The 20,544-nt window shown below is 69.9% G+C and carries 22 protein-coding genes, 1 tRNA gene and 1 pseudogene; 11 read left to right on the top strand and 13 right to left on the bottom strand.

Annotation, left to right across the window (positions count from 1 at the left end; genetic code table 11):
• The first annotated feature begins 35 nt into the window (after nucleotides 1-35).
• Complete coding sequence (locus P1P70_RS20565) at nucleotides 36-215, top strand: hypothetical protein (RefSeq protein ID WP_319239868.1); 180 nt, start codon at nucleotides 36-38, stop codon at nucleotides 213-215.
• Between the two features lie 73 nt (nucleotides 216-288).
• On the opposite strand, the gene P1P70_RS20560 is transcribed toward P1P70_RS20565, so the two are convergent.
• From P1P70_RS20560 to nth, 4 genes are all read right to left on the bottom strand, one after another.
• Nucleotides 289-1,488, bottom strand: coding sequence for a MarP family serine protease (locus P1P70_RS20560; RefSeq protein WP_319239866.1), 1,200 nt, complete (start codon nucleotides 1,486-1,488; stop codon nucleotides 289-291).
• 119 nt (nucleotides 1,489-1,607) lie between these two features.
• Entirely contained in the window at nucleotides 1,608-2,354 is a 747-nt protein-coding gene (locus P1P70_RS20555; RefSeq protein WP_319239864.1) for a CoA pyrophosphatase, read from the bottom strand.
• Nucleotides 2,351-2,725 (bottom strand): hypothetical protein, encoded by a 375-nt coding sequence (locus P1P70_RS20550; RefSeq protein WP_319239862.1) that lies wholly within the window; start codon nucleotides 2,723-2,725, stop codon nucleotides 2,351-2,353. Before P1P70_RS20550 ends, P1P70_RS20555 begins: the two co-directional genes overlap by 4 nt.
• A complete protein-coding gene (nth, locus tag P1P70_RS20545) occupies nucleotides 2,722-3,783 on the bottom strand; it encodes an endonuclease III (protein ID WP_413471502.1) in 1,062 nt (353 codons plus the stop codon). Before nth ends, P1P70_RS20550 begins: the two co-directional genes overlap by 4 nt.
• 251 nt (nucleotides 3,784-4,034) lie before the next feature.
• Between nth and P1P70_RS20540 the strand changes: the two genes are divergently transcribed.
• Nucleotides 4,035-4,709 (top strand): Crp/Fnr family transcriptional regulator, encoded by a 675-nt coding sequence (locus P1P70_RS20540; protein WP_005476003.1) that lies wholly within the window; start codon nucleotides 4,035-4,037, stop codon nucleotides 4,707-4,709.
• Between the two features lie 202 nt (nucleotides 4,710-4,911).
• On the opposite strand, the gene P1P70_RS20535 is transcribed toward P1P70_RS20540, so the two are convergent.
• From P1P70_RS20535 to P1P70_RS20520, 4 genes are all read right to left on the bottom strand, one after another.
• Nucleotides 4,912-5,742: an MBL fold metallo-hydrolase gene (locus tag P1P70_RS20535; protein ID WP_319239858.1), complete on the bottom strand. Its 831-nt coding sequence runs from the start codon at nucleotides 5,740-5,742 to the stop codon at nucleotides 4,912-4,914.
• A gap of 184 nt (nucleotides 5,743-5,926) precedes the next feature.
• The gene (locus tag P1P70_RS20530) at nucleotides 5,927-6,796 is read right to left on the bottom strand and encodes an NUDIX hydrolase (RefSeq protein ID WP_319239856.1); all 870 of its coding nucleotides are present in this window, start codon (nucleotides 6,794-6,796) and stop codon (nucleotides 5,927-5,929) included.
• A 61-nt stretch (nucleotides 6,797-6,857) separates the two neighbouring features.
• Complete coding sequence (locus P1P70_RS20525) at nucleotides 6,858-7,325, bottom strand: RidA family protein (RefSeq protein ID WP_319239854.1); 468 nt, start codon at nucleotides 7,323-7,325, stop codon at nucleotides 6,858-6,860.
• Nucleotides 7,322-7,480 carry a DUF4177 domain-containing protein gene (locus tag P1P70_RS20520; RefSeq protein ID WP_086785308.1) on the bottom strand — a complete coding sequence of 53 codons (159 nt, stop codon included), beginning with the start codon at nucleotides 7,478-7,480 and terminating at the stop codon, nucleotides 7,322-7,324. Before P1P70_RS20520 ends, P1P70_RS20525 begins: the two co-directional genes overlap by 4 nt.
• 152 nt (nucleotides 7,481-7,632) lie before the next feature.
• Here P1P70_RS20520 and P1P70_RS20515 point away from each other — a divergent pair, with 152 nt between their 5' ends.
• Both P1P70_RS20515 and P1P70_RS20510 read left to right on the top strand, forming a co-directional pair.
• Nucleotides 7,633-8,610 carry an ArsA family ATPase gene (locus P1P70_RS20515; RefSeq protein ID WP_319239852.1) on the top strand — a complete coding sequence of 326 codons (978 nt, stop codon included), beginning with the start codon at nucleotides 7,633-7,635 and terminating at the stop codon, nucleotides 8,608-8,610.
• Nucleotides 8,607-9,980 (top strand): ArsA family ATPase, encoded by a 1,374-nt coding sequence (locus P1P70_RS20510; RefSeq protein ID WP_319239850.1) that lies wholly within the window; start codon nucleotides 8,607-8,609, stop codon nucleotides 9,978-9,980. The genes P1P70_RS20515 and P1P70_RS20510 overlap by 4 nt, the downstream gene beginning before the upstream one ends.
• 153 nt (nucleotides 9,981-10,133) lie before the next feature.
• Here the strand turns inward: P1P70_RS20510 and wblA are convergent, their stop codons facing one another.
• Nucleotides 10,134-10,472: a transcriptional regulator WblA gene (gene wblA / locus P1P70_RS20505; RefSeq protein WP_033524587.1), complete on the bottom strand. Its 339-nt coding sequence runs from the start codon at nucleotides 10,470-10,472 to the stop codon at nucleotides 10,134-10,136.
• 532 nt (nucleotides 10,473-11,004) lie between these two features.
• Between wblA and P1P70_RS20500 the strand changes: the two genes are divergently transcribed.
• Nucleotides 11,005-13,320, top strand: a complete 2,316-nt coding sequence (locus P1P70_RS20500; protein WP_319239848.1) for a transglycosylase domain-containing protein — start codon at nucleotides 11,005-11,007, stop codon at nucleotides 13,318-13,320.
• 364 nt (nucleotides 13,321-13,684) lie between these two features.
• Here P1P70_RS20500 and P1P70_RS20495 read toward each other — a convergent pair whose 3' ends face one another.
• Nucleotides 13,685-14,152 (bottom strand): GatB/YqeY domain-containing protein, encoded by a 468-nt coding sequence (locus tag P1P70_RS20495; protein WP_033524585.1) that lies wholly within the window; start codon nucleotides 14,150-14,152, stop codon nucleotides 13,685-13,687.
• Nucleotides 14,153-14,339: 187 nt separating this feature from the next.
• Between P1P70_RS20495 and P1P70_RS20490 the strand changes: the two genes are divergently transcribed.
• The 4 genes from P1P70_RS20490 to P1P70_RS20475 all read left to right on the top strand — a co-directional run bounded on the left by P1P70_RS20490 (nucleotide 14,340) and on the right by P1P70_RS20475 (nucleotide 17,048).
• Nucleotides 14,340-15,269: a metallophosphoesterase gene (locus P1P70_RS20490; RefSeq protein WP_319239846.1), complete on the top strand. Its 930-nt coding sequence runs from the start codon at nucleotides 14,340-14,342 to the stop codon at nucleotides 15,267-15,269.
• 225 nt (nucleotides 15,270-15,494) lie between these two features.
• Entirely contained in the window at nucleotides 15,495-16,328 is an 834-nt protein-coding gene (locus P1P70_RS20485) for a Pr6Pr family membrane protein (RefSeq protein ID WP_319239844.1), read from the top strand.
• Nucleotides 16,329-16,357: 29 nt separating this feature from the next.
• Nucleotides 16,358-16,431: transfer RNA gene (locus P1P70_RS20480), tRNA-Pro, on the top strand.
• Between the two features lie 380 nt (nucleotides 16,432-16,811).
• Nucleotides 16,812-17,048 (top strand): restriction endonuclease, encoded by a 237-nt coding sequence (locus P1P70_RS20475; RefSeq protein WP_319239842.1) that lies wholly within the window; start codon nucleotides 16,812-16,814, stop codon nucleotides 17,046-17,048.
• Nucleotides 17,049-17,275: 227 nt separating this feature from the next.
• On the opposite strand, the gene P1P70_RS20470 is transcribed toward P1P70_RS20475, so the two are convergent.
• Nucleotides 17,276-17,683: a PIN domain nuclease gene (locus P1P70_RS20470; RefSeq protein ID WP_319239840.1), complete on the bottom strand. Its 408-nt coding sequence runs from the start codon at nucleotides 17,681-17,683 to the stop codon at nucleotides 17,276-17,278.
• Nucleotides 17,680-17,907, bottom strand: a complete 228-nt coding sequence (locus tag P1P70_RS20465) for a type II toxin-antitoxin system VapB family antitoxin (RefSeq protein WP_319239838.1) — start codon at nucleotides 17,905-17,907, stop codon at nucleotides 17,680-17,682. Before P1P70_RS20465 ends, P1P70_RS20470 begins: the two co-directional genes overlap by 4 nt.
• Nucleotides 17,908-18,393: 486 nt before the next feature.
• Here P1P70_RS20465 and P1P70_RS20455 point away from each other — a divergent pair, with 486 nt between their 5' ends.
• Together P1P70_RS20455 and P1P70_RS20450 are read left to right on the top strand one after the other, a co-directional pair.
• Nucleotides 18,394-18,981, top strand: a complete 588-nt coding sequence (locus P1P70_RS20455; protein WP_319239836.1) for a DUF4232 domain-containing protein — start codon at nucleotides 18,394-18,396, stop codon at nucleotides 18,979-18,981.
• A gap of 52 nt (nucleotides 18,982-19,033) precedes the next feature.
• Entirely contained in the window at nucleotides 19,034-19,411 is a 378-nt protein-coding gene (locus P1P70_RS20450) for a hypothetical protein (protein ID WP_319239834.1), read from the top strand.
• Nucleotides 19,412-19,496: 85 nt separating this feature from the next.
• On the opposite strand, the pseudogene P1P70_RS20445 reads toward P1P70_RS20450, so the two are convergent.
• Nucleotides 19,497-20,544, bottom strand: a pseudogene (locus P1P70_RS20445) (transcriptional regulator); the annotation flags it as partial.

The following is a 20,544-nucleotide window of genomic DNA, read 5'->3' as shown; positions in this document are numbered from 1 at the left end:
GTTATCGACCTTGGGGCGGGGGCACACGTCGGGGTATGGGCTGGACGCACGACTACAGTGACGCAGCACGCAACCGCCGCTCGGCCTCGGGCCTGAGCTCCCACCAGAGGGGCGGCCCGCAACTGCAGGCTACCGATCCCCGGCTGGGCATTCCGCGCATCCTGCGCCGCCGGGCCCGCTGGGTCTCGGCCCGCCTGCGCCATCCCCGCCCCTGAGCCGGAGGGGCGATCCCTCTCTGCACGGGGCGACCCGCACAGAACCTCACACCACCACCGGCCCCGCTCGGCCTCAGAGGGCGCAGCTGTCGCTGTCCACCTGCTGGTTGGCCGTACGGCCCTTGGCGATGTCCTCCTTGACCTCGTCCGCGGTGAGGGCGTAGCCCGTCTGCGGGTCGTCGAGGGACTTCGCGAAGACCACGCCGTAGACCCTGCCTTCGGGCGTGAGCAGCGGGCCGCCGGAGTTGCCCTGGCGGACCGTCGCGTAGAGCGAGTAGACGTCACGGTGGACGGTGCCGCGCTTGTAGATGTCGGCGCCGTTGGCCGTGATGCGGCCACGCACGCGCGCGGGGCGGATGTCGTACGCGCCGTTCTCCGGGAAGCCCGCGACGATCGCGTCGTCGCTGCTGACGGCGTCCTTGGTGGTGAACTGCAGCGCGGGCGCCTTGAGGCTGGGCACGTCCAGTACGGCGATGTCTCGCTCCCAGTCGTAGAGGACGACCTTGGCGTCGTACTTGCGGCCCTCGCCGCCGATCTGGACGGTGGGTTCGTCGACTCCGCCGACCACGTGCGCGTTGGTCATCACCCGGCGCTCGCCGAAGACGAAGCCGGTGCCTTCGAGGACCTTGCCGCAACTCTGGGCGGTGCCCATGACCTTGACGATGGATCGCTTGGCGCGCTGGGCTACCGGGCTGCTCGCGAGCGCCGGGTCGGGGGGCTGGACCTCGGTGATCGGCTCGTTCGAGAACGGGCTGAAGACCTGCGGGAAGCCGTTCTGTGTGAGGACCGAGGAGAAGTCCGCGAACCAGGTGTCCGCCTGGTTGGGCAGGGCACCGGCCACGCCCCGCAGCACCTTGGAGTCGCGGACCTCCTTGCCGAGCGTCGGCAGGGTCGTCCCGGCGAGTGCGGAGCCGATCAGCCAGGCGACCAGGAGCATCGCGACCACGTTGACAAGGGCGCCGCCGGTGGCGTCCAGAGCTCGGGCCGGGGACCAGGTGATGTAGCGGCGCAGTTTGTTGCCGAGGTGGGTGGTCAGGGCCTGGCCGACGGAGGCGCAGACGATCACGATGATCACCGCGACGACCGCGGCGGCCGTGCTGACCTCGGAGTTGTCGGTCATCCAGTCCCAGATGACGGGCATGGCGTACACCGCGACGAGACCGCCGCCGAGGAAGCCGATCACCGAGAGGATGCCGACGACGAAGCCCTGTCGATAACCCACGATCGCGAACCAGACGGCGGCGACCAGCAACAGGATGTCCAGCACGTTCACCGCTTCAAGCCTCGCCTCGTCACTACGCGATCACTACAGGCCGACCGGGGGACCGGTCCGCCGCGCGGCGACAGGGGGACGCGACAGGTCCCAGAAGACGCAGCACGGCAGACACCCTGTCATGAGCGCCAGTCGAGCGGGACCTGCTTCTCGCGGTCCCAGGGGCGTTCCCAGCCCGAGTAGTGCAGCAGACGGTCGATCACTCCGGCCGTGAAACCCCACACCAGGGCTGATTCGACCAGAAATGCCGGGCCTGCGTACCCGCGGGGGTGCACGGCGGTGGCTCTGTTGGCGGGATCCGTGAGATCCGCCACGGGAACGGTGAAGACGCGTGCCGTCTCGTTCGGATCGACGACGCGGACCGGGGTGGGGCGGCGCCACCAGCCCAGGACGGGGGTCACGACGAAGCCGCTGACCGGGATGTAGAGCTTGGGCAGCACACCGAAGAGCTGGACGCCGACGGGGTCGAGACCGGTCTCCTCCTCGGCCTCGCGCAGGGCGGCGCGCAGCGGGCCGTCGGTCTGGGGATCGCCGTCCTCGGGGTCGAGGGCGCCGCCCGGGAAGGACGGCTGGCCCGCGTGCGATCTCAGCGAACCGGCGCGCTCCATGAGCAGCAGCTCGGGCCCGCTCGGGCCGTCGCCGAACAGGATCAGGACCGCCGACTGCCTCCCCGAGCCGTTCTCCGGCGGCAGGAAGCGGCTCAGCTGCAGTGGCTCGACCGTCTCGACGGCGCGCACCACCGGGTCCAGCCAGGTGGGCAGGTCCGCCTTGTCCAGGCCGACGCGGTCGTCCCATGCGTGGCGTCGCCCCGCATGGTGCCCGTTGTCGGTGTCCGTGCCGCCGTCCGTCCGGCTCGCGCGTGTCATAGCCACCCCCGTCGTTCTTCCGGTCCCAACGCCCGGAGGGCAGCCGATCGTTCCACTCGGGCCTCACGTCCCTCTTGTGGGTGGCGGAAGGCGGGGCGGGGAGGGCGCCCGCCGGAGCAGGAGCGCGAGACGGCGTCCGGGTGGAAGCTGATGCAGGCGCCGGCGTGCGCGCCCGAGGAGACGGGTGCGGTGACGTGCGCGCCGAAGCGGACGGCCGCGGTGATGCGCGCGCGGAAGCGGACGGCCGCGGTGACGTGTGCGACGCGGCGGACGGTCGCGGTGACCTGTGCGACGCGGCGGACGGCGACGGCGGCGTGCGGGCCGGAGGGGCCGTCGGTGGGCGCGGTCGGTCGCTCGGTGCGGGCCCTCATCCGGCGGCCCCGAGCGGCGGGGCCGGGATACCGCCCGCGTCGAGGTAGGACTGCGGAGGCTTGAGGCGCTGGCCGGGGAAGCCGCCCTTCTCGTACTTCAGGAGCTTCCTGGCCTTCTCGGGATCCGTCTCCCCCTCACCGAACGCGGGGCAGAGCGGTGCGATGGGGCAGGCGCCGCAGGCCGGCTTGCGTGCGTGACAGATGCGGCGGCCGTGGAAGATCACGTGGTGCGACAGCATCGTCCACTCGCTCTTGGGGAAGAGCGCGCCGATGGCCGCCTCGATCTTGTCCGGGTCGGTCGCCTCGGTCCATCGCCAGCGCCGTACGAGCCGCTGGAAGTGGGTGTCCACGGTGATGCCGGGGCGGCCGAACGCGTTGCCCAGCACGACGAAGGCGGTCTTGCGGCCGACGCCAGGCAGCTTGACCAGGTCTTCGAGACGGCCGGGGACCTCGCCGCCGTGGTTGTCCACCAAGGCCTTCGACAGCCCCATCACCGACTTCGTCTTCGCCCGGAAGAACCCGCAGGGCCGCAGGATCTCCTCGACCTCCTGCGGGTCGGCCGCGGCCAGGTCCTCGGGGGTGGGGTACTTCGCGAACAGCGCCGGTGTCGTCTGGTTGACCCGCAGGTCGGTCGTCTGTGCGGACAGGACCGTCGCCACGATCAGCTGGAACGAGTTCTCGAAGTCCAGTTCCGGGTGCGCGTACGGGTACACCTCGGCGAGTTCGCGGTTGATGCGACGGGCACGGCGGACGAGGGCGGTCCGGGACTCGGGCTTGGCCGCCGACGCCGTTCTCCCGGCCGGGGCCGCTCCGGGCGCCGCATCCGCCTTCACCGCTGCCTTCTTCTCCGCCACCTTCTTCACCGCCGCCGTCTTCCGGGCGGTGGTGGCCTTCTTCACCGGGGCCGGTTTGCTCGCCGGGGCGGCTTTCGCCGGGGCCGTGGTCTCTCGGGCGGAGTTCTCCGCCGCTGATGGATCGGACACCTTCGTCGCCTTTGCCGTTTTGTTCGCCCCCGCGGGGCCCTGTTCGCCCACAGCGGAATCGCGCCGTACAACCACCCGCCCAGCCCCCTCGGCCTGTGCTCTCACCGGCGTTTTGGACACCCGGCCAGCCTAAAGCCCGGCACCGACATCCGCCCCGGGCCCAGAAGATCGGCCCCCAATTGGACCCCTGACGCTTACCCCGGGACATGTGTGCGGCATCCTTGTGACAGATCACACTGTTTGGACCGTCCGGCAAGATGGGGAACACGGTCCCCTGGTAGTACGGGGAGCAAGATCCCCTGAGCAGGTCGACAAGGAGAGAACTCGTGGACGACGTTCTGCGGCGCGCCCCGCTCTTCGCGGCGCTCGATGACGAGCAGGCCGCGGAGCTCCGCGCCTCCATGAGTGAGGTGACGCTCGCGCGCGGCGACGCTCTCTTCCACGAGGGCGACCCCGGCGACCGCCTCTACGTGGTCACCGAGGGCAAGGTGAAGCTGCACCGCGCCTCGCCCGACGGCCGCGAGAACATGCTGGCCGTGCTCGGCCCCGGTGAGCTGATCGGCGAGCTGTCGCTGTTCGACCCGGGTCCGCGGACGGCGACGGCCACGGCGCTGACCGAGGTCAAGCTGCTGGGCCTCGGTCACGGCGACCTCCAGCCGTGGCTGAACGCGCGGCCCGAGGTGGCGGCGGCGCTGCTGCGCGCGGTCGCCCGGCGCCTGCGCAAGACCAACGACCAGATGTCCGACCTGGTGTTCTCGGACGTGCCCGGGCGGGTCGCTCGCGCGCTGCTCGACCTCTCCCGCCGGTTCGGGGTGCAGTCGGAGGAAGGCATCCACGTGGTGCACGACCTCACGCAGGAGGAGCTGGCGCAGCTCGTCGGCGCGTCCCGGGAGACCGTGAACAAGGCGCTGGCGGACTTCGCTCAGCGCGGGTGGCTGCGCCTGGAGGCCCGCGCGGTGATCCTGCTGGACGTGGAGCGGCTGGCCAAGCGTTCTCGCTGACGCAGGGCTCGTCTGTCGATGGGGTTCGTCTCGTTCTCGGGGCGGGCCCCGTTGCTCTGTGCCCTGGACGCGCCTGAGAGGGGCTCCAGGGGGCCGAGAGGGGCCCGAGGTCGGTGGTGCACCATGGGCGTCCGGGAAGCCCGGAGGCAGACGCTCAGACACAAAAGTGGTCAGGCTCTAACGAGGGTCGATGCAAAAGCGGTCAGATCAGGCCATGTTCGGTCAGGTACTCCAGCTGTGCCCGTACCGAGAGCTCCGCTGCGGGCCACAGGGAGCGGTCGACGTCCGCGTAGACGTGGGCGACGACGTCGCCGGGGGTGCGGTAGCCGTTCTCGACGGCTGTCTCCACCTGGGCCAGCCGATGGGCGCGGTGGGCCAGATAGAACTCGACGGCGCCCTGGGCGTCCTCCAGGACGGGGCCGTGGCCGGGGAGGACGGTGTGGACACCATCGTCGACCGTGAGGGACCGGAGGCGGCGCAGCGAGTCGAGATAGTCGCCGAGACGGCCGTCGGGGTGGGCCACGACCGTCGTGCCGCGGCCCAGGACGGTGTCGCCGGTCAGGACGGCCCGGTCGGCCGGGATGTGGAAGCAGAGCGAGTCGGCGGTGTGGCCGGGGGTGGGGACGACACGGAGTTCCAGGCCGCCGACCGAGACGACGTCGCCCGCGCCCAGTCCTTCGTCGCCGAGCCGCAGCGCAGGGTCCAGGGCCCGTACGTGCGTGCCGGTCAGCTCGGCGAAGCGGGCGGCGCCCTCCGCATGGTCGGGGTGCCCGTGCGTGAGCAGGGTCAGCGCGACGCGTCGGCCGGCCTTCTCCGCCGTGTCGACGACGTTGCGCAGATGAGCGTCGTCCAGCGGGCCGGGGTCGATGACGACGGCGAGGTCGGAGTCCGGTTCGGAGACGACCCAGGTGTTGGTGCCGTCCAGCGTCATCACGGAGGCGTTCGGCGCGAGCACGTTGACGGCGCGGGCGGTGGCGGGGCCGGACAGGACACCGCCCCTGGGCCGGCCGGGAAGGGCTGCTGCGTCGGTCATGCGGAGGTGCCTTCCAGCGGGACGGTGGGAGCGTCACGGTGTCGGTCGCGAGCCGGTACGGCGTCCCGACCGCCGCGCGGCGCTGCGGGGGACATGCGCGGAGGTCCGGGCCTGGCGCCCGACCGGCCCGGGAGGGCTGTCGCCGCCAGGAAGGCGGTCGCCGGCGGGAGGATTGTCACCGCGTTCATGTGGGGTCTCCGGCGGCCGGAACACGCTTGGTGAACTCGTCGTGCCCCGGCCAGGAGAGGACCACGTCGTCGTTCTCCAGGCGGGCCCTGGCGAGGACGGGTGTCAGATCGCGGGCGGGTGCGGCGGCGAGCGCGGCGGCGGCCGAGCCGTGCTCCGCGAGCGACCGCAGGGTCGCGATGGTGGGCGGCATCATCATCAGCTCGCCCTTGTCGTAGCCGTCCGCCGCGTCCCGGGGCCGGATCCACACCGTGCGGTCGGCCTCCGTGGAGGCGTTGCGGGTGCGCTGGCCCTGCGGGAGAACGGCAACGAAGAACCACGTGTCGTAACGACGGGCCTCGAACTCCGGGGTGATCCAGCGCGCCCAGGCGCCGAGGAGATCGGAGCGCAGGACCAGTCCCCGGCGCTCCAGGAACTCGGCGAACGACAGCTCCCGGGCCGCCACCGCGGCGCGGTCCGCCTCCCAGTCGTCGCCCGTGGTGTCGTCGATCACGGTGTCGGGGCTCGGCCCGGCGAGCAGGACGCCTGCCTCCTCGTACGTCTCCCGGACAGCCGCGCAGACGATCGCCTGGGCGTCGTCCTCGTCGACGCCGAGCCGGGACGCCCACCACGCGCGCGTGGGGCCCGCCCAGCGGATCTGGTGATCGTCGTCGCGCGGGTCCACACCGCCGCCGGGATACGCGTACGCGCCTCCGGCGAAGGCCATGGAGGCGCGTCTGCGCAGCATGTGCACGACCGGGATGTCGGCCGTGTCCTTGAGCAGCATGACGGTGGCGGCCCGCCTGGGGGCCGCCGGTGTCAGCGTGCCGGCCGCGAGTGCGCGGATGCGGTCCGGCCACTCGGCGGGGTACCACTGCCCGTTTGCCATGGGCGGAGGCTAACTCGTCACGGGCTGATGTTCGAGTGAGCCTCCGCGATCTCGGCGGGCTCTACGCCTCGGTGAGCTCCACCTGGAGCTCCACCTCGACCGGCGCGTCCAGCGGCAGGACCGCCACACCGACCGCGCTGCGCGCGTGGACGCCCTTGTCGCCGAGGACGGCGCCCAGGAGTTCGCTCGCGCCGTTCAGCACGGCGGGCTGCCCGGTGAAGTCGGACGCCGAGGCCACGAAGCCGACGACCTTCACCACACGCGCGACCCGGTCCAGGTCACCCACCACGGACTTGACGGCGGCCAGGGCGTTCAGCGCGCAGGTGCGGGCGAGCTCCTTGGCCTCCTCGGGGGTGACCTCGGCACCGACCTTGCCCGTGACGGGCAGCTTGCCGTCCACCATGGGCAGCTGCCCGGCGGTGTAGACGTACACCCCGCTGCGCACGGCCGGCTGGTACGCGGCGAGCGGCGGAACGACCTCGGGCAGCCTCAGCCCGAGTTCCGCGAGCTTCGCCTCGACGGCGCTCACGGCTTGGGCCGCTTCAGGTAGGCCACCAGCTGCTCGGGGTTGTTCGGCCCGGGCACGACCTGGACGAGCTCCCAGCCGTCCTCGCCCCAGGTGTCCAGAATCTGCTTCGTGGCATGGACGAGCAGCGGCACGGTTGCGTATTCCCACTTGGTCATGTGGCCGACTTTATCCGCTGCCCGGGCCGTCGCCCGGCACGGGTTCCGCCGTCGTCCCGGCACGGGTTGCGCGGGGGCCGACAGGTGGGGAGGGCACAAGTTGTCCACAGCCTCCCGCGTATGCCGCGCGCGGACTGGTTAGGCTCGAATACGTGAGCAGGCTCCAGGTCGTCAGCGGCAAGGGCGGGACCGGAAAGACCACGGTCGCCGCCGCACTCGCGCTCGCCCTCGCGACCGAGGGGAAGCGCACCCTCCTGGTCGAGGTCGAGGGCAGACAGGGCATCGCGCAGCTCTTCGAGGCGGAGGCACTTCCGTACGAGGAGCGGAAGATCGCGGTGGCTCCCGGGGGCGGGGAGGTGTACGCGCTGGCCATCGACCCCGAACTGGCCCTGTTGGACTACCTCCAGATGTTCTACAAGCTCGGCGGGGCGGGCCGGGCGCTGAAGAAGCTCGGCGCCATCGACTTCGCGACCACCATCGCGCCCGGCCTGAGGGACGTGCTCCTGACGGGCAAGGCCTGCGAGGCGGTGCGGCGCAAGGAGAAGAGCGGGCGGTTCACGTACGACTACGTCGTGATGGACGCGCCGCCCACCGGGCGCATCACCCGCTTCCTGAACGTCAACGACGAGGTGGCGGGACTCGCCAAGATCGGCCCGATACACAATCAGGCCCAGGCCGTCATGCGGGTCCTGAAGTCCCCCGAGACGGCTGTGCACCTGGTGACGCTGCTGGAGGAGATGCCCGTCCAGGAGACGGCGGACGGCATCGCCGAGCTGCGGGCCGCGAAGCTGCCGGTGGGGCGGATCATCGTCAACATGGTGCGGCCCGAGGTGCTGGACGCGGGCGAGCTGGAGTTCGCGCGCGCGGTGCCGCGTACGGCCGTCGCCAAGTCCCTGTCCACGGCCGGTCTGGGCGGTGCGCGGCGCGGCGGCAACGCCGAGCGGCTGGTGGAGCCGCTGCTCGCGCAGGCCGAGGAGTACGCCGAGCGGTACGCCCTGGAGCACGAGCAGCGGGGCGTCCTGGGCGAGCTGGACCTGCCGCTGCACGAACTGCCGCTGCTCGCCGAGGGAATGGACCTCGCGGGCCTGTACGAACTCGCCACGGAACTGCGTCAGCAAGGGATCTCATGACTCCGGACCCGGCCGCCGAGCGCGACGCGGCGCACGACCACGACTCGGACCCCGCCCAGGCCCCGTCCCACGCGCCGGACGGGCATCGCGTGATCAGCTCGACCCGGCCGCTGGCCGTCGATCCCCTGCTGGACGACCCGGGGACCCGCATCGTGGTGTGCTGCGGCGCCGGCGGTGTGGGCAAGACGACCACGGCGGCGGCCCTCGGGGTGCGGGCCGCCGAGCGCGGCCGCAAGGTGGTCGTGCTGACCATCGACCCGGCGCGGCGACTCGCCCAGTCCATGGGCATCGACTCGTTGGACAACACCCCGCGCCGGGTGAAGGGCATCGACGGGGACGGCGAACTGCACGCCATGATGCTCGACATGAAGCGCACCTTCGACGAGATCGTCGAGGCGCACGCGGACCCCGACCGGGCCTCCGCGATCCTGAGCAACCCCTTCTACCAGTCGCTCTCGGCAGGCTTCGCGGGCACGCAGGAGTACATGGCGATGGAGAAGCTGGGCCAGCTGCGGGCCCGCGACGAGTGGGACCTGATCGTCGTCGACACCCCGCCGTCCCGCTCGGCGCTGGACTTCCTGGACGCCCCGAAGCGGCTGGGTTCGTTCCTCGACGGCAAGCTGATCCGGGTGCTGCTGGCGCCCGCGAAGGTCGGCGGGCGGGCCGGCATGAAGTTCCTCAACGTCGGCATGTCGATGATGACGGGCGCCCTGGGCAAGCTGCTGGGCGGTCAACTGCTCAAGGACGTACAGACGTTCGTGGCCGCGATGGACTCCATGTTCGGCGGCTTCCGTACCCGTGCCGACGCCACGTACAAGCTGCTCCAGGCGCCCGGCACGGCCTTCCTGGTGGTGGCCGCGCCGGAGCGGGACGCGCTGCGTGAGGCGGCGTACTTCGTGGAGCGGCTGGCGGCCGAGGACATGCCGCTGGCCGGTCTGGTGCTCAACCGCGTCCATGGCAGCGGCGCTGCCCAGCTGTCCGCCGAGCGCGCGCTCGCCGCCGCGGAAAATCTTGACGAGCCCCGCATTGTGGATCAGACGGACGGGAAAGCAGTTCGTAACTCTCCCGACACGTACGACAGTTCAGCCAGTCCAGAATCTTCCGCAACGGCCGACCCCCAGGACGGCTCCCCCGCCCCGGACCTGACGGTGGAACAACTCACGGCCGGCCTGCTCAGGCTGCACGCCGAGCGGATGCGTCTGCTCTCCCGCGAGCAGCGCACGCGTGACCGCTTCACCGCGCTTCATCCCGAGGTGGCCGTGGCCGAAGTGGCCGCGCTGCCCGGAGATGTCCACGACCTGACGGGGCTGCGGGACATCGGGGACCGGCTCGCGGCCATAAGGCCGGAGCTGCCCACCTCCGACAACTGACCGGTCGGCCGGCTGAACTGACGGAGGCTGAGGAGCCGTCCGTGGCCCGAAGCCGGTCCACGCCTCGGGGCACCCGAGAGCCGGCGCACCTGCCCGACGCGCCAACGCCTCAAGGGCGCCCTCGACCGACGTGGCCCGGAAGGGGCCTCGCCCTCAGCTCACTGCCGCGTAGTTCTCGTACATCTCGTCATCGTCGAGCGGCAGAATGCCCGCGCCACGCTCGTACTCCGTGCGCGCGGTCTCCAGCAGCCTGCGCCACGACGTGACGGTCGGTCGCCTGCGCAGCAGTGCGCGGCGCTCGCGTTCCGTCATTCCTCCCCACACGCCGAACTCGACGCGGTTGTCCAACGCGTCCGCCAGGCACTCCGTGCGCACCGGGCATCCGGTGCACACCGCCTTGGCCCTGTTCTGCGCTGCTCCTTGAACGAACAGTTCATCCGGATCGGTAGTGCGGCAGGCAGCCTGCGCACTCCAGTCGGTTACCCAGCCCATACCGGCGCCGTCCTCTCCCGAATCGAGGCTCCCCCACGGCGGCAGCGGCATATTCACCGCCGCCAGTTGAGGACGTTACGGAAGGTGGGCACAGCGCAACACCCCCTTCGGGCCCAATCTTGAATGGCCCGAACGGACTATGCGTAAGCGGCAGATCACCCGCGGGAGTGACCTGAGGACATACGTGACTATCCCGTCAGAACGGGACAGTTGACATGCGTCACAACGGACACCGAATGACACACGAGGTGGATTCGGACACGGCACCGGAAAAAAATCGGAAGAACGTCAGAACGATTCGGGCTCGCTGGACGTACTTGATACAAGGGCCTACGGCTGTGACAGTTGAGAGCAGCTTAGGCCAACGCCTGCGCGCGTGTCCGGCGAATGAGAACGTAGACAACCGTTCATGTTTCCTTCACGCCCCGGCGCCGATGGCGTCCTGGCGACGGGATGTCACGATCCGGCACCCGTACTCCTCTGGACCCACCTGTCCTTCGGAACGGTCGTCGGGACGGATTAGGCTGCCCTCATGCCAAACAAGCGCTCGGGTGGTGGTCTGTCCCCCACACAGCAGGCCGCCAAGTTCCTAGGTGTCAGCGTGCTCGCCGGCGCCGTCATGGCGGGCATCGCCCTGCCCGCGGTCGGCGCCCTGGGACTCGCGGCCAAGGGGTCCGTCGAGGGGTTCGACGAGCTCCCCGCCAACCTCAAGCAGCCACCGCTGAGCCAGCGCACCACGATCCTCGACAGCAAGGGCGACTCGATCGCCACGGTGTACAGCCGCGACCGTACGGTGGTCGATCTCAAGGAGATCTCGCCGTACATGCAGCAGGCGATCATCGCCATCGAGGACGCCCGGTTCTACCAGCACGGCGCGATCGACCTGAAGGGCGTCCTGCGCGCGCTCAACCGGAACGCGCGGGAGGGCGGTGTCACCCAGGGCGCGTCCACGCTGACGCAGCAGCTGGTGAAGAACGTGGCGGTCGAGGAGGCCGGTGACGACCCGACGCTGGTCGCCCAGGCCACCCAGCAGACCCTCGGCCGGAAGATCAACGAGCTGAAGAAGGCGATCCAGCTCGAGGAGGAACTCGGCAAGAAGAAGATCCTCGAGAACTACCTGAACATCACGTTCTTCGGCCAGCAGGCCTACGGCGTCGAGGCCGCCTCCCATCGGTACTTCTCCAAGTCCGCCAAGGACCTGGACGTCGAGGAGGCCGCACTCCTCGCCGGCATCGTGCAGTCGCCCAGCCGGTACGACCCGGTGAACGACCCGCAGGAGGCCACCAAGCGGCGCAACACCGTGCTGCAGCGCATGGCCGATGTCGGCGACATCTCCCAGACGGACGCCGACAAGGCCAAGGAGAAGCCGCTCGGCCTCGACATCAGCAAGCCGAAGAACGGCTGCATCACCGCCGTCAAGGGCGCCGGCTTCTTCTGCGACTACGTCCGCAAGATCTTCCTGAACGACCCGATCTTCGGGAAGACCAAGGAGGAGCGGGCCAAGATCTGGAACCAGGGCGGTCTGACGATCCAGACGACGATGGACCCGAAGGCCCAGAAGTCGGTCCAGGCCTCCGTCAAGGCCCACGTCCGGCAGAAGGACGAGGTGGCCACCGCCGCCACCATCGTGGAGCCGGGCACGGGCAAGATCCTCGCCATGGGCCAGTCCAGGCCGTACGGCCTGGACACCAAGAAGAACGAGACGTCGATCAACCTCTCGGTCGACGAGTCGATGGGTGGCGGAGCGGGCTACCAGCCCGGTTCGACGTTCAAGCCGATCGTCGCCGCGGCGGCCATCGAGGACGGCATGTCCCCGGGGAAGATCTACTCCGCGCCGTACAAGATGGCGTACCCGAGCCCGATCTCCACCTGTGACGGCGGCACCTGGCGCAACGGCACCGGCAGCAGCGCCGCGAAGCTCGAGAACGAGAGCGCGAGCGAGGTCGGCCCGTACTCGATGAAGAAGGCGACCGCGCTGTCGGTCAACACCTACTTCGTGCAGATGATCGCGGACATCGGCATCTGCCCGGTGACCAAGATGGCCGGGAAGATGGGTGTCGAGCGGGCCGACGGCCGCAAGATCGACCAGGCCCCGTCGATCGCGCTCGGCACGCAGGAGATGTCCCCGCTGACCATGGCGAACGCGTACGCCACCTTCGCCGCGCGCGGCATGTACTGCACGCCGGTCGCCATCGAGTCCATCACCCAGCGGGTCGGCGAGAAGTCGAAGTCGCTGGAGGTCCCGAAGTCGACGTGCTCGCGTGCCATGTCCGAGAAGACCGCCGACACGATCAGCACCCTGCTCGAGGGCGTGGTCGAGGACGGTACGGGCCGGGAGGCCGGCCTCGGCGGCAGCCGCCCCAGCGCCGGTAAGACCGGTACGACGGACTTCCGTTACGCGGCCTGGTTCGTGGGCTACACCCCGAACATGGCCGGTGCCGTCTGGGTCGGCGACCCCGCGCACAAGCGCCGCATGGTGAACATCCGTATCGGCGGCGAATGGCACGAGGCGGTCTTCGGTGGCCGGGTTCCCGGCCCGATCTGGCGCGACATGATGTCCGGCGCGCTCGAGGGCAGGCCGAACCCCGACTTCAACCGCGTCTTCATCCCCGACGAGCGGCCGGACCGCGGCCGTGGGGACGACGACAACGGCAATGGGAACGGGAACGGGAACGGCGACGACAACGGCAACGGTGACGACGGGGGCGACGGTGGCTTCGTCGGCGGCACCGACGGCGGCACCACCTTCCCGACCCCGGACTTCACCATCCCGGAGAACTGGTTCCAGGGCCAGACGAACGGCGGGAACAACGGGAACGGCAACGGCGGTGGCGGCGGATTCGGGTGACGGACGTGGCGGCGGCTCCCTGACGGCCGTCGTCGGAGCAGACCGGTGACGGACGTGGCGGCGAACCGGTGAATCGTGGACCGGTAGATAGAGGTGCGGCGTGGGGCGCCCCTGGAGACGGGGCGCCCCACCGCCGTCGTGTGGGAGGGCCGGCGAGAGCGTGAGTGCCTGGCAGGAACCGGAAGGCCGACAACGGCGGGAAGGCAGGGCGGACGCCAGGGAGCCGACCGGAAAGCCGGGCGGACGCCGGAGAGCGCGGACCGGAGAACCTGCCGAAGCCTGAGGGGCCCGCCGGAGCCTGAGGGGCCCGCCGGAGCCTGAGGGGCCTGCCGGAGCCGGCAGCCGGGAGGGAGCCGGTCGGCGGTCAGCCGCCTGCGAGCTGCTGCTTGACGATGGCGGCGACGCGGCCGCCCTCGGCGAGCCCGGCCACCTTCGGGTTGACGATCTTCATGACCTGGCCCATCGCGCGCGGGCCCTCGGCACCGGCCGCCCGTACCTCCTCGACGGCCTGCACGACGATCTGCCGCAGCTCCTCGTCGGACAGCTGCTTGGGCAGGTACTCGGCGAGAAGCTCGCCCTCCGCCTTCTCCCGCTCGGCCGACTCCGTACGACCGCCCTGGGCGAAGGCCTCCGCGGCCTCACGGCGCTTCTTCGCCTCCTTGGTGATCACCTTGAGCACCTCGTCGTCGGAGAGCTCACGCTTCTCCTTGCCCGCGACCTCTTCCTTCGTGATCGCGGTGAGCGTCAGCCGGAGCGTCGAGGAGCGGAGCTCGTCGCGCTCCTTGATGGCGGCGTTGAGGTCTTCCTGCAGCTTCGACTTGAGCGTGGTCATGGCGTCGATTGTCGCAGGTGTGGTGTGCGAAGCGCGCCTTGATTTCGCTGGTGTGTGCGGATCGGATGCGGGAGCCGGAGTCGGTTGTCCACAGGGCGAGTTGACGATCGGTGACGCACGGCGGTGGTGGGCGAGGGTTGTCCACAGGCGGGCGCTCGGGCTCGGCCGGGTCTGACACGATGGACACATGCGAGCGCGATACGGAGTACCTCTGGGGATCGCGGCGGTCGGTGCCGCCGGTGTGGTGTACGCGGCGGGATTCGAGGCCCGCTCCTTCCGGCTGCGGCGGGTGACGGTGCCGGTGCTGCCACCGGGCATGCGGCCGCTGCGCATACTCCAGGTGTCCGACATCCACATGGTGAGCGGGCAGCGCAAGAAGCAGCGCTGGCTGCGGTCCCTGGCCGGGTTGCGCCCCGACTTCGTGATCAACACCGGGGACAACCTCTCCGACCCCGAGGGCGTCCCCGAGGTCCTGGACGCGCTCGGCCCGCTGATGGAGTTCCCCGGCGCGTACGTCTTCGGCTCCAACGACTACTACGGCCCGAAGCTGCGCAACCCCGCGCGCTACCTGTTGGAGAAGGTTCAGGGCCGACACGGTCTGAACGGCAACAAGCCGGTGGTGGGCGCCATCCACAACCCGTGGGAGGACCTGCGGGACGGCTTCGACGGGGCGGGCTGGCTCAACCTCACCAACACCCGCGGCACGCTGAAGATCGAGGGCATGTCGGTCGAACTGACCGGCCTGGACGACCCGCACATCAAGCGGGACCGGTACGCGCGGGTGGCCGGCGGTCCGTCGGACTCCGCCGACCTCTCCCTGGCCGTCGTCCACGCCCCCTACCTCCGCAGCCTGGACGCCTTCACCGCCGACGGCTACCCGCTCATCCTCGCTGGCCACACCCATGGCGGACAGCTCTGCGTCCCCTTCTACGGCGCCCTCGTCACCAACTGCGATCTCGACACGGACCGCGTCAAGGGCCTCTCCACACACACGGCCGACGGTCACACCGCCTATATGCACGTCTCCGCCGGCTGCGGCACGAACCGCTTCACCCCGGTGCGGTTCGCGTGCCCACCGGAGGCTTCGCTGCTGACATTGGTGGGACGGGAGGGGTAGGCCTCTCGACCCGGGCCGAGACGGGGCCGGCTGGGCGGAGCCTGGTTGGGCTTGGGGTTGAGGTTGGGCTTGGGCTGCGGTGAAGGTCCTCGGGGTTACATGGCTGGCCTGGGCCCAGGAGTGGCCTTGGGCCGAGCCCGGTGTGGACGTACTCCCGCCCTCGATGCCCACCCGTACGGATCACCCTGGATCGCCCGTTTCGTCCGGTCGGCTTAGCGTGAGCGCATGACCGCACCGATACCCAGGGACATCCCCGACCTGCCCGCGATCTCGGGCATCCCCGCTCCGGTGACGTCCGTCGTGCCCGCGACGGCGGTGGTGGCACCGGCACGACGCCCATGGGCGGGGGCGTACCGCGCCTTGGTCGCGCTGGTGGCGGCCGCGGCCGTGGTGACCGAGATGGTGCTGGGCAGCCCGCTGCGCGCGTTCAGCCACTTCTCGGTCCAGAGCGCGGTCCTGGTGGCACTGGTCTTCGCCGTCTCGGCCCGCCAAGCCTGGTCGGCCCGCCGCCCCCTGCCGTCCGCGGTGACGGGAGGCACGGTTCTCTACGCCGTGATCACTGCGTCGGTGTATCACCTGCTCCTGACGAACGTCCCGACGACGTTCTCGATGACCACGTCGCCGACCGGCGCCCCGGTCACGCCCACCGGCTGGCTCGCCGTGACCAACCTCGCCCTCCACACGGTGATCCCCCTCGCGGTGGTGGCGGACTGGCTGCTGCTGACCCGCCCGTCCCCACCCCGCCTGATCCACGCGGTGGCCTGGCTGCTCTACCCGCTGGCGTACCTGGCGTCCACGCTCGGCCGTGCGGCCCTGGTGACCACCGACTGGCCGGCCCCGTACCTCTACCCGTTCCTGGACGTCGACCGCCACGGCTACAAGGACGTCCTCGGCAACGCCCTCCTCCTGGGCCTCGCCTTCTGCGCCGTCGCCCTCCTCATCGTCGTCGTCGACCATCTCCGCCCCGACCCGGTGCACCCCCGGCGGGGCCGCCCCGACCGCCCCGACCGCCACCCCGAAAACCGGATTTCGTCTCCGGCCACCGGTGGGCTAAAGTAAACGACGTCGCCGCGACGAGCAGCGACAATCGGGGTGTAGCGCAGCTTGGCAGCGCGCTTCGTTCGGGACGAAGAGGTCGTGGGTTCAAATCCCGCCACCCCGACGGTGAAGTACCAGGTCAGGGGCCTGATCCGCATCGCGGATCGGGCCCCTGAGTGGTTTGTGGGGCCATCTTGGGAGCCAGGTCGAAACCTGGCTTGCGCGGGCGCGTCCGCACGATTGCCGTTGTCAACCGTCGGCAGGACAAGTCTCCGCCCGAAATGAACGGGCCGTGTCAAGGCAGGGCGGCCGGGGCAGTTCATGGCAGGGACGCCTTCAACAAGTACCTGCTGACGTCATCGACCTGGTGCGGGATACTCCGGAGCGTTCCGAACTGACGATCAGAGAAGTTGCCCGAGTCGAGGCGTGGAACGCCGATCTGGCAGGGACGTCGAAGCTGTGGGAACTGTACGCGTCAGTCCTGGCGGAGACCGCCCGGTACTGATGGACCTGACGCCCACGGAGTTTGAGCGCCTCATCCGGCAACTGTTCGAGGCCATCGGCCTGGACAGCGTGAACACACAGCCGTCGAAGGACGAGGGTGTGGACGCGGTCGCGATGAACCCGGACCCGGTCATGAAGGGGCTGTGCATCATCCAGGCCAAACGCACCAAGAATGTGGTGCCGTTCGAAACTGTCTCGGGCCAGCGAAGCGTTCGCCAACGAGCACGGGAGGCTTGAACTCCTCGACGGCGCAACCTGGTGCACCTGTTCAAGGAACATAGGAAGCTCGACGTGGTCCCCGGACCGGTACCGCCGAAGCGGCGTCCCCGAAAGGCGCGCGCCCTGCTTCCAGGACGCGACGCCGGCGCGCTGCAGGCAGAGGGCCCGCCGCGGGAACTCGGCGGAACCGGTAGCCCGTGCGGCCCCAGCCCCTCAAGTACGTGATCTTGTGGGAGCCTGACCGGCTACTTGAGGTCGATCGTTCGGACCGGCTGCCCGGTGGTGCGGGCGATGGTTTCGAAGTCGCGGTCGTAGTGCAGCAGCATGAGTCCTGCTTCTTCTGCGGCTGCGGCCACGAGGAGGTCGACGGCTCCGGCGCTGCGGTGCTCACCCTTGGTGGTGAGCTCGCGCTGGACGACGCGGGCGCGCCGGTAGATGCCGTCGGGCATGGGGCACCAGGTGAACTGGTTCAGCCGTTCCTGGATGGCCTCGCGATCTTTCGCGGAACGGGCGCAGTAGAGGACTTCCAGTTCGGTCAGGTCGCACAGGGCGATCAGACCGGCGCCCATCCTCTGCTCCCACTCTTCGGTCGTCTGACGCAGCAGAACGCGAGCCAGGGCCGACGTATCGATGAGGTAGTCGGCAACGCTCACCGGGCGGAACCACCTCGATAGTTGCGCTTGTCCAGGAGGGATTCGATGTCGAGGGCGCCTTCATCCGCGAGATCCTGCAGTTCATGCAGGGCACGCAAGCGACGGTTGCGTGCGACGACCTCACGCAGGGCGGTGTTGATGGTGTCCCGCTTCGTGGAAGTGCCCAGCTCCTTCGCTGCGGCGTCCAACGCATCGTCGTCGAGATCGATGACGGTTCTACTCATGAGCCCACCTCCGTACACATCGGCTTGTGTATCAATATACATGATCGAATATATCGCGAGGGGGGTCGGAACCAGTCTGCCGCTTGCGGACCGACGAGTATGACGTGCTTCTGGCTCTGGAGGGTGCAGGTCTCGACCGTGCTGGGGTCGACGTCCACCAGGCCGTACGTGAGCCAGTCCGTTACAAGGATCTCGACCGTGTAGTCGGTGAGCGTTGCGGATCGGTGTCCCAGGCTTTCTTGTTTTCGCAGGTGGCGGGGGTGGGATCGTTCCACTGTTGCGGGTTGGGGGGTGGCTGTTGTCCGCAGTCTGCGGGCCGTCCGAAGCTTTGGGTGTTGCAGCGGCTGATGCGGCCGAGTGCAGAGCAGTAGCGTCCGACGTTCCCTTCCCTTCTTTTATTCGGCCGGGACATCCATCTCTTTGGGCGCTCGCGACGCAGGCTGCGGGGCTGTGCGACGTCATCCGGATCAGAGAAGGAGCATGTATATGAACGTGAAGGCTTTTGCGGGTCGGCGTGTGGGCGTGGCCGCGGGTCTCGTCATGGTTCTCGGGTGGGGTGTGTCGGCGCAGGCCTCCGCGATCGGGCCGTCGGCGATCGGTGGGAAGGCCGGTGGCAGTGCCGGCAAGAGTGCCGTCCCCGCCTGCTCGCAGGAGGTTCTCGGTGTGTCCGCCTCCAAGGAGCCCGCGGACAGCAAGGACGCCAGGCATCTCCTCCTCACCGTCCAGAACACCGGCACCAAGAAGTGCGACGTCTACCGCTACCCCCTCGTGCGGCTCGGCGACGGCCGGCGCACGGCCCCCGTGATCAAGGAGAGCGACCCGCACCCGGGGGTCCCCGTCACGCTCGGTCCGGGTGAGGAGGCGTATGCCGGTCTGGTCGTCAACGGTCCCATGGACGAGTACGAGGCGAAGACCATCACCCTCAGCCTCCAGGGTCGTAAGCCCGGTAGCGGCGCGGGCAAGCCGATCAATGTGCCCATGCCCGTCAAGACGTTGTACGCCAACGACTTCCAGCGGGTCACCTACTGGACGACCGCTCCCGGTGTCGCCCTGGATTTCGTCATGTCGAGGTGAGGGACGTCGGTCGGTAGCCCTTTCCAACCACCCGTTGTTGTTTGGAGTTTTGATGAGATCTGTTCTTCGGAAGGTCGCGAGCCTCGTGGGGGTGGGCGCGGCTGTCGCGGCCATGTCCGTGACCGGCGCGTCCGTCGCCCACGCGGAGGCCCCCACCCAGGGCTGCCCGTACCCCTACGTCTGCTTCTACGTGGACAACGACGCCCTGCTGGCCGGCAGACCGATGGCGAAGTACCAGGTCGTCACCAGCGGCTTCCAGCCGGTCACACCCCGGCCGCACTACGGGGTCCTGAACACCCGGAACGACGACGTGGTGCATCTGCGGCTCCAGAGTGGGGGGTCGATCTGCCTCGGGCCGAACTCCCACACCGTGTTCACCAACGCCTACAGCGTCAATGGAGTGCGGATCTCCAGTAGTTCGAAGTGCTGACGCAGCCTGTGCTCCGTCCTCCCCTGGTTCGTCCTCCTCTGGTTCGTCGGCCTGTTGCTTCGTCGGCCTGTCGTCGGTCGGCGTGTCAGTCGCCGGTCTCCGTCTCGTCCTCGGTGGTGGTCATGGGGACCCAGCCGGCGTGGTCCTGGTACCAGTAGTGCGGTAGGCCCTCGATGTTGGTGGTGCGGAAGGGGCGGCCGTGGTCGTCGATGCGCACCGTCCCCGTGCGGCCCTGTGAGGACCAGTCGAGGTCGACGTACCAGTCGCAGGTGCAGGTGTCGGTGCGCGCGGAGAGGAGCAGGACCTCCGGCTTCCGTAGGGACACCTGGTAGGGGAAGTCGATGGCGGGGTCCGGGCTGTCCGTTTGGTTACCGGGGAGCGAACGGGCCAGGGGGCGGTGCGCGTCGAGGTCCACCGAGAAGTGGCGGGGGATCAGGATGGCGCCGCAGCCTTCGTACATGGAGTAGGCGATGGCCTCGGGGGCGGCGGGAGCGGAGCGGCTGACCACCCGCACGCGCACTCCTTCCAGGGTGACGGCCGCGGAGCCGCTGCCCTGCACCGTGATCTGCAGGTGGGTGGTGCGCCCGTGGACCGCCCCCAGGGACGTGGCCCACACAGCGGCGTCCTGTGGGGCTGGTGGCGGCGGGACCTGCCGCGGTGGCTTGGCGACGACGTAGTCATGGTCGCATTCGGGCCGCCAGAGGTGGGAGTTGGCCGTCCAGGTGAGCGGAACCGTGGGTGAGGGTGAGGCCGTGTCGACGCTCGCCGGGCTCTCCTGCGGGCCGCTGCCGCCGCTGGGCGTGGCCGACACCGAGGGGTCCGGTGCGACAGGGGCCGAGGCCGACGGCCCGTCCGCGCCCGAGGAGGGGGTGGCAGTGGATCGCGGGGCGCTGCCGCCGCCGGGTGTCGCCGACACCGAGGGGGCCGGTGCGACGCGGGCCGAGGCCGTCGGTTCACCGCCACCGGCGGAGGGGCCGGCGGCGGAGGTGGTGAGGCCGGCGAGCGCGACGGCGAGCGTGGCCGCTAGTGCGAGGGAGCGGGCGGGTCGTGGTCGGGGGCGCACCGTGGTGTGCCGCCGGTCGGCCGACGAGACCGGTTCGGGGTTCGGGGCGGGCGATGCCATGAGCCCCGGG

Source organism: Streptomyces sp. MB09-02B (genome assembly GCF_033794485.1).
GTDB lineage: Bacteria > Actinomycetota > Actinomycetes > Streptomycetales > Streptomycetaceae > Streptomyces.
Note: the sequence above shows the minus strand (reverse complement) of the source record. Positions and strands in the feature narration are given on the sequence as shown.

Coding starts and splice junctions, on each gene's coding strand:
- P1P70_RS20495 (WP_033524585.1), bottom strand. CDS start 14,152: ATGACCACGCTCAAGTCGAAGCTGCAGGAAGACCTCAACGCCGCCATC.
- wblA (WP_033524587.1), bottom strand. CDS start 10,472: ATGGGCTGGGTAACCGACTGGAGTGCGCAGGCTGCCTGCCGCACTACC.
- P1P70_RS20475 (WP_319239842.1), top strand. CDS start 16,812: ATGGACCTGACGCCCACGGAGTTTGAGCGCCTCATCCGGCAACTGTTC.
- P1P70_RS20565 (WP_319239868.1), top strand. CDS start 36: ATGGGCTGGACGCACGACTACAGTGACGCAGCACGCAACCGCCGCTCG.
- P1P70_RS20555 (WP_319239864.1), bottom strand. CDS start 2,354: ATGACACGCGCGAGCCGGACGGACGGCGGCACGGACACCGACAACGGG.
- P1P70_RS20465 (WP_319239838.1), bottom strand. CDS start 17,907: ATGAGTAGAACCGTCATCGATCTCGACGACGATGCGTTGGACGCCGCA.
- P1P70_RS20550 (WP_319239862.1), bottom strand. CDS start 2,725: ATGAGGGCCCGCACCGAGCGACCGACCGCGCCCACCGACGGCCCCTCC.
- P1P70_RS20455 (WP_319239836.1), top strand. CDS start 18,394: ATGAACGTGAAGGCTTTTGCGGGTCGGCGTGTGGGCGTGGCCGCGGGT.
- P1P70_RS20485 (WP_319239844.1), top strand. CDS start 15,495: ATGACCGCACCGATACCCAGGGACATCCCCGACCTGCCCGCGATCTCG.
- P1P70_RS20520 (WP_086785308.1), bottom strand. CDS start 7,480: ATGACCAAGTGGGAATACGCAACCGTGCCGCTGCTCGTCCATGCCACG.
- P1P70_RS20450 (WP_319239834.1), top strand. CDS start 19,034: ATGAGATCTGTTCTTCGGAAGGTCGCGAGCCTCGTGGGGGTGGGCGCG.
- P1P70_RS20500 (WP_319239848.1), top strand. CDS start 11,005: ATGCCAAACAAGCGCTCGGGTGGTGGTCTGTCCCCCACACAGCAGGCC.
- P1P70_RS20530 (WP_319239856.1), bottom strand. CDS start 6,796: ATGGCAAACGGGCAGTGGTACCCCGCCGAGTGGCCGGACCGCATCCGC.
- P1P70_RS20490 (WP_319239846.1), top strand. CDS start 14,340: ATGCGAGCGCGATACGGAGTACCTCTGGGGATCGCGGCGGTCGGTGCC.
- P1P70_RS20510 (WP_319239850.1), top strand. CDS start 8,607: ATGACTCCGGACCCGGCCGCCGAGCGCGACGCGGCGCACGACCACGAC.
- P1P70_RS20535 (WP_319239858.1), bottom strand. CDS start 5,742: ATGACCGACGCAGCAGCCCTTCCCGGCCGGCCCAGGGGCGGTGTCCTG.